Here is a 12,745-nt window from a genome sequence, read left to right as displayed (position 1 = left end):
TTGCAAGCAGCCTTCTAACAGCTGACATGCCCCAAGTTGCCAAAAAGGAAATCGCCGTGTGAACAACGATGGCTTGCTCCCAGGATTCCTAATCACCGCCTACCGCCGAACGCAGTTAAAGAAGGACCTGGCTGATGACAAAAGTGAACGTATTCCACGATGCGACCGGCAACACACTCGTCGTGTGGTTTGGCAACCCCGAAGCAGAAGTCGACACCGAAGAAACTGGCGACGAGATTGTTCTGATGAAAGACAAAGATGGCAAAGTCATCGGTTTTGAGAAGCTCAACTTTCTATCTCAAAGCGAAGAACCAGTGCGGATTGCCTTTGAAACCTTCGCTACTGACACTGCGGATCGCTTTGCGACTTAATGCCATAGAAACACTCCGCCCGGTTCGCCTTCTCCAACAGCCAGCCTGTCTCCTGCTGCTGTATCCCAGCGTGCTGACTTAACAGCTCTAGCTGAGAAGCTAGCTGTGGCTGACGGCCGAGAAAGAGACCCGCCGACCAGCCCACCACAAGAATAGACATCGCCGCCAACATTGCCACCGCAATCGTCTCCCAGAAGTGCTTCATCCGCACCCCCTTGACGATCTGTTTAACCTGCTGGTCCATTCGCTTCTGATTCGCTACCACCGCCTGCTCCGTCAAATCTTTTGTATGCGCCTCCAACAGCCGTTTCTGCTGCTCCGCTATCGCCATTATCTGCCGCGTTGCCTCCTCCCTCTCCCTAGTCAACAGCTTCTGCATATGTTCGCGTTCCTGCGCCATCGCGAGCGCCATCGCCTGCCGCTCATCCGCCAACACATCCTGCGCCCGTGCTATTCCCAGTTCAAAGACCGCCTGCGCCTCAGCTAGATAGTCATTAGCTCGCTCGCCCGCCTGCGTACCTCTAGCCGCCGCCTCATTAAGCGCCACCTCCATCCTTTTCCAACGTCCTTCCAGCCGCTGCGTAATCTCCTCCATCTCCCGTCTAATTTTCTCAGGGTAAACATCTAGCACCCGATCAATTCGACAGACCACCAGCGGCACCGCAAAACCAGGATCATTCTCATCCCAATGGAACCGCCGCCCAAGATTCAATAGCTGAAGCTGAAACTCAGTAGGATTATTCGCCAGCAGAAAATCAACCGCGCTCATCCCCTCCTCGTAGTGCCATTCCTGATTCATAGTCCAAGTAACCCATTCGTTAACGCTATCTGCTGCTCAAAATGATTACGCCACTGCTTCACCTTGCGAGCATTGGCATAGTGCGACTTATCCTTCGCCACCGTCGCCTCAAAGAAAGTCAGATCGTCCTCATCGACATAGTCGTAAGCATCCTCATATAGCTCACGCATCTCGATAATCACCCCACCCCTATCCAACAGTCGCTGCTTCGTCTTCGACTTATCAAAAGACCTGAACTTATTCGCCGCCCCGTAGAAGAGATTCTTCACCACGACATAGTTCACGTCATAGCCCTCCGTGATGTCTAGCGTTTCCTTCAGCTGATTAACCGCATCCTTAGTGCGACTGAGCACAGAAACCACCGTCATCTGATAGCCCAGTTCAGTCACCGCAGAAAGAAAGCCAATCTCCTCTTCCAACATCGTTAGAAAGTTACCGGGACCCCCAGGGAGATCAACTAGAACAAGCGGCGTTTTGAACGCCGCCATCTCATTGATGATTTCATCACCGCCATCACGCTGTGTGACATCGACCCGCCTGACCCCGCTGCCAGCATTCTTGTAGTGCCGATGGAGCTGTGAGTTTTTGCGGTCGCCATCAAAAGCAGCCGACTTAACCTGCTTAGTAACCAGAAGATCGTTGAAGCCGCGAGCGAAAGTAGTCTTACCCGTGCCCCCCTTATCACCCAGCACGCAAACCAGTCGAAGCTGCTGATCGGCCTGTCCCTGCTGATCGCCTATCTGCTCATCCAATACTTGCTTATCCGATACCTGCTTCTCAGCCATCAATCTACAAATCCTCAGCCATCTCTAAAAACCCATCAGGAGCCTTCTCAGGAACCTTCCGAACCCGACTAGCCACACCACTATTATTGGAAGTCTCCAAAACTTCCCCCTCCTGACTAGCCCTTCTGGCCGACACAGAAACTGCCGAGCGACCTGCCCCCTCAGTTGCCTTCATCTCAGCCTTTTTCTGCTTCGCTTTCTTTCGAGAGCGTTTAGCCGCTGTCGTCACCGACCCCGTGCCATGTTCACGACGATAGGCATTGACATACTGCTTGAGCGAACCCGGTGCAATATCAAGCCCCAGCGCCTTCAGCTTTTCTGCCACCTGCTCATAGGGATGCGCCTCTAGCGCCGCTTCAATCTCATCAATCATTGCCACCACCGCCTGCTTTTTTGAGAAGCGCGTCCTGGGCGTCTTAGCAAAGTCCATTAGCTCTGATTGCCAGCCGCTAATTTGTTCAAGCGAATAGATCGTTTCAGCCATAGCCATGTATCAAAAGAAATCGATACCTATGGTTTTATACTGAGAGCCAATAAAGCGGAATGTAATACATAGATACTTGTAACTAAACTTAGCAAAGTGAGCTGAGTCACAAAAGTAATACATAGCTATAACGTCAGCCATAACCCCACAATGATCCGCTGACCAATTAAAGAAATTACCTTGCCCATACAAGTAGAGAGCACCCACAGTAAAAGTCAGTTAGGATCATCAAAACCTGCCCCACAAGCTGCGCCCACCCCACTCGCATCTTGTAGGATTCACACAGTATTCACGGGGTGGGCTGCGCAAGAGATTCAGACAACACGCCCATTAAAAATGGTAAAGCAGGCGAAACCATATCAACCACAGTTGATATAACAGACCAAAGCTCCAAACCATAAAAATGCTGAGTTTAGCGAACGTAAGCGCATCACAAGCGGAAAACTACTACGAAAGCGACGACTACTATACGCAGGGAGATCCAGACCTCCAGAGTGATAGCCAATGGCAAGGCAACGGAGCCACCCAACTGCACCTAGAAGGAGCCGTCGATAAAGCCGTATTCCAACAGCTGCTACACGGCCAAACGCCAGAAGGAAAACCGCTGCATTCAAAAGTAATCAAAGCAGACAATCACCGAGCCGCAACCGACTACACCTTTAGCGCCCCAAAGAGCGTCAGTATCGCCGCGCTAATCCAGAAAGACAAGCGCGTGATCCAAGCCCACGACGAGGCCGTCAAAACCGCCCTTGCCGTCCTCGAAAACCGCTACGCACAGACGAGAGTCAGACGCGGCCCCGGCATCCGCGAAAAGGTCACCACGAACAACCTGATTGCCGCCACCTTCCGACACGAAACGAGCCGCGAACAAGACCCGCAACTACACACCCATTGCGTCGTGATTAACGCGACTCAAATGGAGCACGGCAAGTGGCAAAGCCTAAGCAACGAAGCCGTGCTGAATAATCAGAAACTACTCGGCGAGATCTACCAGAACGAACTGGCCCATCAGCTACGCAAACACGGCTATGAAATCGAACCGAACGGCAGCGGTCAATTCGAGTGCAAAGGCTACGACCAGCCACTACTCGATCTATTCAGCACAAGAACGCAGCAGATAGAGCAGTACATAGAGCGGTGGGAGGCCGCGATCAAAGAGACCGGCGGCAAGCCGCTAAACGCCACTCAAAAGAAGCAGGCCACACTTGCGACCCGGCTACGAAAAAAGAGCGTACCGAGAGAGGTGCTTTTGAACGGCTGGCACCGGGCAATCACATCCGGCGAAGTGACCTTGCCAGCAACACCAGAAGCCACAAAGAATGAACCCGATACTAAAGCCCCGACAGCCGCCGCCGAAGGGGTGAACCATGCCAGCGAAAGAGAGAGCGTATTCAAACGAGAAAAGGCCGAACGATTCGCCTTAGAACACCACCTGGGTGAGCAGTCCTTTAGCGAACTGCAAACGGCGATGACAGAGGCTGGATTGTTACCTGCTCAGCACCGCTATACGACCCAGACTGCTATCGATAGAGAACTCGACACGATAGCGATGATGGAGAGCGGCCAGGGTAAAGAAAGTGCGATCGCCGATGACGAGAAAGTAAGCCAGCTTCTACAGCAAGAAACATCGCTCACCGAAGGGCAGCAACAGGCGATCCAAACGAGTGCGACAACAACCGATCAGTTCATCGCATGGCAGGGGGTCGCCGGAGCGGGTAAAACCTACAGCCTGAAGCTAGTCGCCCAGCTTGCCAAAGAACAGGGGTATGAGGTCACCGGCTATGCCCCCAGCGCCCAGGCCGCGAACACGCTGAGCGAAGAAGCAAACATCGAGAGTAACACCGTCGCTAGACTGCTCCATAGCCAAGGTAAAAGCGATCCCATCGGCACTACTAACAACCTCACTCAACGGCAACCCATCTGGATAGTCGATGAAGCTGGACTGCTGAGCGCCAAAGATGCACACGCGCTACTTAAAAAAGCACAGCGAGAATGCGCCAGAGTCATCCTGGTCGGCGACATCCGTCAGCTCTCAGCAGTAGAAGCCGGAAACCCGTTCAAATCACTCCAGAACGCAGGTATCCAGACCGCCTATCTAGAAGAGTCACGCCGACAGAAAACAGAAGCCCTCCGCGCCGCTGTCGTGTGTCTATCCGCAAGCCAGCAGCGTGAAGGACTAGAACGACTCGATAGCGCCCAGATGGTGAAGGAGATCGCTAACAGCCAAGAGCGACATCGCCAGGTTGTAGAAGAGTACATGCAGCTATCGCCAGGGGCCAGGAAGAAGACGCTGATACTGAGCGGTACGAACGCAGAGCGGCTGTCGCTAACTGCTGACCTTAGAACGGCGCTACAGGCAGAAGGAAATCTAGAACCAGATACTTGCCAACTGCGATCTCTACGAGCGCTGGATAGAACTCAACCACAGTTGAAGTATGCCTGCGTCTACGCGGCAGGAGAAGTGGTTGTACCCCTACGCGACTATCGCCGCTATGGACTGAAGAAGAACGCGCAGTACACCGTCATCAGCACAGACATCGAGCGCAACCAAGTAACAGTCGCAGCACCAGACGGCAGCGCCATCACTTTTGACCCGTCGAAGTGTGCGGATAAGACCACCTACGCGGTGCAAAATATCGCGATATCGCAAGGCGATCAGCTCAGATGGACGCGCAACGACAAGAGCAAAGGTGTCAGGAACGGTCAGCTGGTCACCGTAGAAGCCATAGACGTCCAAGGTAACGCCACGCTCAAAGACACCAAAGGCGAAGTCTCAACCGTAGCGCTAATCGGTCAGCAGTACCTGGACTATGCGCTAGTGAGTACGACCTACAGCAGCCAGGGTAAGACGGCAGACCAGGTGCTCATTGCCATCGATAGCACGATTAGCAAAGAGGGATTGTATGTAGCGGTATCAAGAGCGAAGCAGAAGCTGAGTTTGTACACCGCCGATAAGCAAAAGCTGTTCAAACAAGCCGAGCGTTCTAGTGCCAAAGAGAACCCGAGTGACTACCTAACGTTGTTCAATCTAGTGAATCCCGATGCCGAGACCGAGAAAGCCGCCGACTCCGCCCGAGCGCTACGAAGTGCAGATCAATCCGAACACGTTGGCGATTGCGTTGGAGCGCGCGTTGCGCTCAGCCACCGCGCCGCTATACGAAGAGATCGCGCAGATGAAGGCAGAGGTCCAAGACCTCAAAGAGCAGCAGTCGCGCTCTATCGAAGCACAAGCCGCGTCACAAGATGCGCTAGCCAGCTTAGTCACAGCAGTGCATCAGCTCAGAGACAGTCAGAGCGAGCAGCTACAGCGGCTAGCGGACAGCTTGCAGCAGTCGCTAGAGAACAGCAGCAGCGAGTAGAGGAAGGCAGAAAGCGCCGTCGCCGTCGTGAGGTTTATCAGCAGTGTGCGGCGAAGTTTGTGGGAGTGGGCGATCGCGAGTGCGATCTCCTAGTCGCGCATCATCTGATGAGTGAGCTACTGACAAGGCGTAGCGGTAAGCGACTGAAAGAGGCTGAAGTGAGGAAGGTGGGCCGCGTCTTGCTACAGGGACCAACTGCCCAGCGGCTTAAGCGGACACAAAGTAAGGAAGCGGGAATTCAGTATGCAATCAAAGTGCTGACTAAGGCACAAAAGGTTGTTGAGAAGGAGCAGCGTCGTAGCCGCGACCGAGGTATGGGCGCGCTAGGCAGAGCGGAGCCACTACCCCCATTATTATAAGAATTGTGAAGACAGTTATGCTCATGGTCTATCTTACCCAAAACGCTCAAGGCTTTATGCCTTAGGTAATGTAGGCTTTTCCATGTGTGGTAATCGTAACTTCCGTAACTTCCGAAAAGTACGATAGAAGTTCTCTGCTTCTTTATGTAGGTGTTAGCCTATCTATGACAGCTATAGTTTTGAGGCTTGAAGAATGAAGGCTATATCTTCACATTGGTCAATGCCCGACAATAAGATCTCTATAAAATCGGCTGCAAAAGAACGTCCTGGAGATGGTAAGAGATAATCTATTTTTCAAGCCATTAAAGGATTAGACTTTATCTCTTTATGTAATAAGGGGCATAGAATGGCTGCAATCTCCTACTCCTGCTTTCGATAAAATCTATTATGGCTTTGTATGTTCGCTGCATTGACAGATAGATTCTGTCGATACAGTCAAAAAAGACAATAATTGAGCCTTGTTAAAGATAGAGGAAGGATGTTCTTTGTCTTGCAGGTTTGATCTCTCCGGGTCTAATTCCTGGCATCTTGCTACGTCCGACAACAACAGCGTCCATATGGTGCTGTTGAGTGGAACTGAGCCATAGAGTGTGCGAGTGGAACAAAGTGATACCCCGTCCGCTTGCGGCGGGGCTATTCATTTCCCTATCGCTGTGTAGCTTCTGCCAAAGCAGCTTCTAGAAAGCGTTGCTGAGTAGTAAAATTCCGTACATAGTGAAAGACTCACTGCACGACGCTCGCATGCCTGTGGCGGAGACGTTTATTCTCTTTGATAACGCTCTCATCGCTCAATTCTACAACACCGTTTACTTTCTCTTTCCTATCGCCGTATCTGCAATCTGAATAATCACATGTTTTTGAATGAGGGCTTAGGAAATTTTCTACTAACTCAGTACGAAGATGGATTGTTGACGTGTACTTTGACTCATTGATGCACCGAAGTAATAAGTTATGCGCATACACATGATCAACTAGCTCCTGATAGTCCTCCTGTGAGAAATCAACTCTATGACCGATGTTAAAATCCTCGAGCATCACGTTGTCTAATGACTTTGTCCATTTTTTCCAGAGCCTTAAATCTCGAGAGTCTGATGGAAGTGTTTTGCTAAGGGTTTCGATTTTGTCTCTAAGATCTGGGTCTCCTAAAGCCTCAGCTTCTTTCAACACTGTTGCTAGTTCTCCTTTCAGAGTAGTCTTATCAGAGATTTCTAGAATTTCCTTTAAGTAGAGCGGTACCTCTTCTAACGTTAGTAACTTCTGGCTCTCTAATTTTTCTTCTGACAACTCTATTATGACTTCGTTGGCAAGCGCGTCAACGATGACTAGCCAGAGGGCAATAGCGTTCTTTGATGTGTTTTCTGTTACTTTTTTCCTATTAATGTTGAATTTCTGAAGACCTAGTACAAGCTCAAAAAATTGACTTCTATTGACATTATCAGATTTGGTTAGTCGCCGAGTATATAGAGCTGTATCTAAGTCGATAAGTGCTGTTAGCGCCACCCAAGAAGACGAAGCTGATTCCTCTAATAAATTATCAACCGTATCATTTAGCCATTCTAGATACTTAATGAGACGTGGTTTTCCTTTCTGATGGTTATGAATTGACTCGTGGAGAGCCCTTAAGAAATCGTCAGAATTGGTTAATCGATCTGAAATAAGAGGAAATACTTCTGCCCAGTGAGGCTCTAGTAGCTGTTTTTCTATGCTGGTCTGAAGCAAAGATTGTGAGCGCTGTTCTACGATATAGCTGGCTGCAAAAAATTCCTGTAGACCTAGTGCTCTAAAGACGTAAGTATTATTACCGTCCTCAAAAATAAAACCATTGTTGGCTTCAATCGCTAATAGAACTTCATTCGACATTATTTTTTCATCTACAACGCGAGACAAGAACTCGCTTATGAGTTCAGTTATCTCTAGGCGACTCCATTCAACTTTCCAAGGTGTAGAGCTAAAACCTTTGTAGGCAATGTAAGAAAGCAACTGAACGAGAAGCTCCTCGTCCAAATAGTTGATTGACTCAACCTCCTGTAGGTCTCTACGCTTGATCTGCCTTGTGTTATCCCATCGCTGGCAAAAAATACGAACCACCTGATTGAACACTACGATCTTTCGTTTTGGCAAAAGACCAACGTTATGCTCATAATTGTATAAAAGGTAAGTCAAAATTAATGGGTTGGAAGCTAGTTCGGAAATAGACGTATTTTTGTATAAGTCGTCTAGAAAGCTAGTCCCAGTCAGATGAGAACCGTTTGGGAGGACGACCTCTCTAGTTTGAAACCACTTCATAGCCATAGATTCAACTTGGCTTTTCGAGAACCCTGACAGTTCAACGTCACAGAATGAAGAGAATTTATACGATGAGAAAGATTTGGTTCTGCATGTTATGACGAACCTGTTATCTGGATATCTACAAACTAATTCATCAATTCCTTTGTAGACAAAGTCAAAGGCTTCCTTTGAAACTTCATCCAATCCGTCTAGAAGAATGAGTAGTTTCCCATCTTCTAATAGCTGTGAGACCTTTCCTGTAAGAGATGGAATGTAATTGGCGAAGTACTTTTTCATCGCTGACAATATGTTGTCAAACTTTAGAGAAGAAATCGATCTGAGCTTCACGTATATAGGAAGCACTATTTCACCCTGGAGTGGATTGTCAAAGTGGTAGAGGGCCAAATGCTTCAGAAATGTCGATTTTCCTGCTCCAGGGAGCCCAAGTATCATTAACCGTCGATTTTCTGCTATAACATCTTCTGCTTTTAGAAAATTCTTTCTCCTGTCTTCACTTTTGCTGTAAGACGTTATCCTCTCACTATACGATTCAGCAAAAACTTCAGCCGTTTCCCTTTCTGCTCGGCTTCTTGGGCTATCAAGAAAACGCGCCGCTGTATATATCTCTTCTAGTTGGATGGGCTTCTGCATGTCGAGTACGCAGATATTGCCGCAGTTATGCTCTAAGAGCCGTCTATATTCTTGCAGCTGACTTTTATCTGATAAATCGATGCTGTGACGAGCCGCAGCCTCCTCATATGTCATTCCTAACAGGCTCATGCATAAAGCCTCCAAAGTAGCGGAACGAACTGTAGGTGCATCTTTTTGGTCTCTATCTAATTTGCCTACTCCACGAGCAAAATAGTTGCGTATTGCTTTTGGTGATAGCTGTCCATCTAGCGAACTAGATATAGACTCAGCTGTCCGATTCTTACGTGAATATTCCTTTAAGAGTACAGAAAATACGCGTTCATCTGTTTTTACCAGCATAGTTGAGAATTGAATATAGTTTTACAGCTCAGATGATGCCATAAACAATATATCTAAAAAAAACTGGTTTGTAATACCTTTTTACATATTTTCAAAGTCACTGATAGAGGTAGTTTCAGGGAATCTTTCGGAACTTTCGGAAGTTGTTTTCTTTGTGAGTTTTTGATGTTTACTTTTGTTTGTTATGACCGGATTAAGTATGGTTATAGCCTCTGCTTCCCCTAATAAAATGCCTTTAGCTATTCTATTGTGTGATTTTAATCTGCATAGTGTATTCGTGTAAGTAGGTCAGGTTAATCTTTTGTGAAACACATCTTGGCTAAAACCCTCTGACATAAGAGGCATACAGAATTTTTGAGTACTTATTTTAGTTTCTCTGACTTACCTGATTCTAAAGAGACCGGTCATATCTTCGTCAGGCAGATCGGTCTAAATCTGCTGACCTTACTCTGCTTTATAAGCTATTAACGATATCGCTTAAGATCTGCCAAGCCGCTGGAGGGCTAGTTATGGAAACTGTTGGTCACGTATATACGACTGTTGGATATTATGCACATGTCTCCCCAAATTTTTCTAAAACGGAATGTCCTCTTCTAAAATAGCGCCAGCTACATGCGGATCAAAGTTGCGCGGCCATTTTGTGAGCTGATTATATCTGGCTCCAGATAAATCAGCTCCTTGCAGAATTCCGTCTTCTAGGTTTGCAGCCTTGAGATTTGATGAATTTAAGTTCGCACGTGTCAGATCAGCTTTTTTAAGATTTGTATGTTCTAAATTAGCTCTTAGTAAAGTTACTCCTTCTAAATTTGCGCCGCTTAAGTCAACTCCACTCAAGGTAGATTCTTCAAGTTTAGCTAGCGTCAAGACACAATCCGAAAGATCTGACCTAGTTAAGTCGGCTCCGATTAGATCAGCTTCTCGCAAGCTAGAACCACTCAACTTGACGTTGGGCATAGTTGCGTTACTCAATATGACTTTGTTGAGGTTGCACTGCTTTAGAACTGCCCCAGAAAGATTAGCTTCAGTCATGATTGCAGATAAGAAGATTGTTTGGTCACACTCAACTTTCTGAAGGCGGGCTTTACGCATATGGGCTTCAGTTAGATCTGCCTTGCTTAAATTTGCGGAGGACAACTCTGCACTGTTCAGAATTACCTCTTTAAGGTTAGCTGATTGAAGATTTGCACCTTGAAGATCTGCTCTCTCTAAGGAGATTCCGCACAGACTTCCGTCAACAACTGCTCCAGAGGCGCGGAGTTCCCGTAATGCACGTAGTGAGAAGCCACTACTTGAACTCCCTAATTCTCTAATAAGCTGTGCTTTTAATTGTCTTATCTGTTGTTTCTCATTGAAACTTTCTATAATTAGAACAGTTATGCCGATACTGACAAGCTCTGCGCTGACATTAGCGTAAAACTCTTGGACAAAGCCGCTCTTGAAAATTTTGCTAAAAGGCCATTCTTCGCGATAAAAAAATAGAGAACCTGATATTAGTCCTAATACTAAAAGGAATGTTGCTGCGATTTTCACTCTTGACATTTTTTAAGCACCCTGAACCGAGCTACTTTCAACTGTCAATTTGACTTTGATAGAAGCCTCGCTCGCAACTTGAGCGATATAAACATTACCTTCAGGTTCCATATTGAACCCTATCTCAATCTCTGCTTTTGATATCCTGCTCTCTTTAGATCGAACATCAGCCAAAGCTTGTAAAATAGGCTGACAGGCCCTTTCAATCATTGGAGCCATATCATTTAGGCTGCCTTGTGTCTGCGAAGCGAAGTCTGATGAGATCGGTCTTGAGTCGTATTCATCAGATGTAACTTCTATAAGAGAAGCATCTTCTAAACGAATTAATTGACTCGTTCTGCCTCGGTTAATGCCCATGTAGCTTGGCTTTGTTTATATAACGTTCAATCATTCTACTTCTGGAATGAACGGGAGATCAGTCTAATCCCGTGAAGTCGTCTGTGGACTGTGGAAATATGTAGATGTAGTACAGCAACCTAAGCTTAACGATATGAGAAATAAGAGAGATAGCTCGAATATCTATATCTCAAACCACGGTTTACAAGACACTTAAAGGTCATATCTGACGGGGCTTTGGCGTTTTGGACGCTGCTTTGAACTAGTTACTTTCGATGCCAGCTTCGCTGAGATCGTATTCAGCAGACACCTGCCGCTATAGAAAGTAGGATAGTATCTAATAAGGTAACTATTAGGTACTCAGGATGGTCTCGTTACAGAACATTCAGTCACTCACTGACTTCCGCCACAACGCCAAGAAGTATGTAGAGCAGCTTCAGACAACGCAAGCGCCGCTGGTGCTCACCGTCAATGGCAAAGCCGCCGTCGTGGTAGAAGCCGCTGAAGCCTATGAAGCATACCAAGCCCGCATCCGTGAGCTAGAAGCAGAGGTAACTGCCCTGAAGCTGCAAACGCTGAAGGATGCGGTTGCCGTCGGCGCACAGCAGGCGGAGCAGGGCCAGTTTAGCGCTCGTAGCTTTGACGAAATTATTGCAGCAGCGCAATCGGCAGTCAGCGGCCAGTCGGCTAGTTAGATGTACGACATTCGGTTCACAGAGCAAGCCGATGCCGATCTGCTAGGCATCTATATCTATACGTACAACACCTGGAACGAAAACCAAGCTATTGAGTATACCGAGGGCTTGAAGGCTACGGTCAATAAGCTAGCAGAGAACCCAGAGCGACTAGGCACTGTAGACCGCTCTACGGTGCGTCCAGGCTACCGCAGCTACCGCTACGAGAGCCATCTAGTGTTCTACCGAGTGTCTGGTCAGTTTGTGGAAGTCGTAAGGATACTGCACAAGCGCATGGACGTAGGAACACAGTTCCCTAGCGAAGAATAGCGGTGCGATCGCCAGTCGCCGGGTAACAAACTAGAGATTGTTGCTTATCGAAACTCTTCTCTTAGAAATCCTTACGAAGCTGTAGTAGCGATCACGCTGAATGTTTGTTCTGGTTCCTGCTGATCTCGCTGTGCAGTATACAAGTCAAACAACTCTCTGCAAAGCACCACAAAATGTAGAACAAGATATCACCAGCTCATATAAAGACTGGTTAGACTCAATATGAAATATCAAATTAAGATTGTATTAGCTCAACATAAGATGAGACTAGAATCCAAAAATTAGTCCACTTAGTTCATCGTCTCAACTTAAGACAGTCCTTAATCCCTTGCAGGGGTACCAACTTAAGCCGGGACAAAAAGCTCTGGTTAAGGATGCGTGAATAAGCCCATTAGACAAAAAGCTCTGCAGCAAAGCCCAGAGCCATGTATCGTCACCCTAACAAGATTCAAACATGGGT

Annotated in this window: 10 protein-coding genes; 4 read left to right on the top strand and 6 right to left on the bottom strand. The window is 47.6% G+C overall.

Translation table 11 applies throughout. The annotated features are described in order from the left end of the window. Window positions 1-134 precede the first annotated feature (134 nt). Entirely contained in the window at window positions 135-371 is a 237-nt protein-coding gene (locus tag IQ256_RS19710; protein ID WP_193857268.1) for a DUF2283 domain-containing protein, read from the top strand. Here the strand turns inward: IQ256_RS19710 and IQ256_RS19705 are convergent. The 3 genes from IQ256_RS19705 to IQ256_RS19695 are packed head-to-tail and all read right to left on the bottom strand — an operon-like array spanning window position 340 to window position 2,439. Continuing rightward, window positions 340-1,170: a hypothetical protein gene (locus tag IQ256_RS19705; RefSeq protein ID WP_193857267.1), complete on the bottom strand. Its 831-nt coding sequence runs from the start codon at window positions 1,168-1,170 to the stop codon at window positions 340-342. The two genes, IQ256_RS19710 and IQ256_RS19705, sit on opposite strands and share 32 nt — an antisense overlap. Beyond that, the gene (locus IQ256_RS19700) at window positions 1,167-1,955 is read right to left on the bottom strand and encodes a chromosome partitioning protein ParA (RefSeq protein ID WP_193857266.1); all 789 of its coding nucleotides are present in this window, start codon (window positions 1,953-1,955) and stop codon (window positions 1,167-1,169) included. The genes IQ256_RS19705 and IQ256_RS19700 overlap by 4 nt, the downstream gene beginning before the upstream one ends. A gap of 4 nt (window positions 1,956-1,959) precedes the next feature. Then, on the bottom strand, window positions 1,960-2,439 hold the full coding sequence (locus IQ256_RS19695) for a hypothetical protein (protein ID WP_193857265.1): 480 nt from the start codon (window positions 2,437-2,439) through the stop codon (window positions 1,960-1,962). A 403-nt stretch (window positions 2,440-2,842) separates the two neighbouring features. On the opposite strand from IQ256_RS19695, the gene mobF reads away from it, so the two are divergent. Next, entirely contained in the window at window positions 2,843-6,157 is a 3,315-nt protein-coding gene (gene mobF, locus IQ256_RS19690) for a MobF family relaxase (RefSeq protein WP_193857264.1), read from the top strand. Window positions 6,158-6,880: 723 nt separating this feature from the next. Here mobF and IQ256_RS19685 read toward each other — a convergent pair. The 3 genes from IQ256_RS19685 to IQ256_RS19675 all read right to left on the bottom strand — a co-directional run bounded on the left by IQ256_RS19685 (window position 6,881) and on the right by IQ256_RS19675 (window position 11,302). Beyond that, the gene (locus IQ256_RS19685; RefSeq protein WP_193857263.1) at window positions 6,881-9,415 is read right to left on the bottom strand and encodes an NACHT domain-containing NTPase; all 2,535 of its coding nucleotides are present in this window, start codon (window positions 9,413-9,415) and stop codon (window positions 6,881-6,883) included. Between the two features lie 573 nt (window positions 9,416-9,988). Further along, window positions 9,989-10,954 (bottom strand): pentapeptide repeat-containing protein, encoded by a 966-nt coding sequence (locus IQ256_RS19680; protein WP_193857262.1) that lies wholly within the window; start codon window positions 10,952-10,954, stop codon window positions 9,989-9,991. A gap of 3 nt (window positions 10,955-10,957) precedes the next feature. Further along, window positions 10,958-11,302 carry a CU044_2847 family protein gene (locus IQ256_RS19675; protein WP_193857261.1) on the bottom strand — a complete coding sequence of 115 codons (345 nt, stop codon included), beginning with the start codon at window positions 11,300-11,302 and terminating at the stop codon, window positions 10,958-10,960. Between the two features lie 344 nt (window positions 11,303-11,646). Here IQ256_RS19675 and IQ256_RS19670 point away from each other — a divergent pair, with 344 nt between their 5' ends. Both IQ256_RS19670 and IQ256_RS19665 read left to right on the top strand, forming a co-directional pair. Then, window positions 11,647-11,976: a type II toxin-antitoxin system prevent-host-death family antitoxin gene (locus IQ256_RS19670; protein WP_193857260.1), complete on the top strand. Its 330-nt coding sequence runs from the start codon at window positions 11,647-11,649 to the stop codon at window positions 11,974-11,976. Continuing rightward, window positions 11,977-12,285, top strand: a complete 309-nt coding sequence (locus IQ256_RS19665; protein WP_193857259.1) for a type II toxin-antitoxin system RelE/ParE family toxin — start codon at window positions 11,977-11,979, stop codon at window positions 12,283-12,285. The last annotated feature ends 460 nt before the right edge of the window (window positions 12,286-12,745 follow it).

Source organism: cf. Phormidesmis sp. LEGE 11477, assembly GCF_015207105.1.
In the GTDB taxonomy this organism is placed as follows: Bacteria; Cyanobacteriota; Cyanobacteriia; order Phormidesmidales; family Phormidesmidaceae; genus Phormidesmis.
The sequence above is the reverse complement of the archived record's forward strand: the minus strand, read 5'-3'. Positions and strand labels throughout refer to the sequence as shown.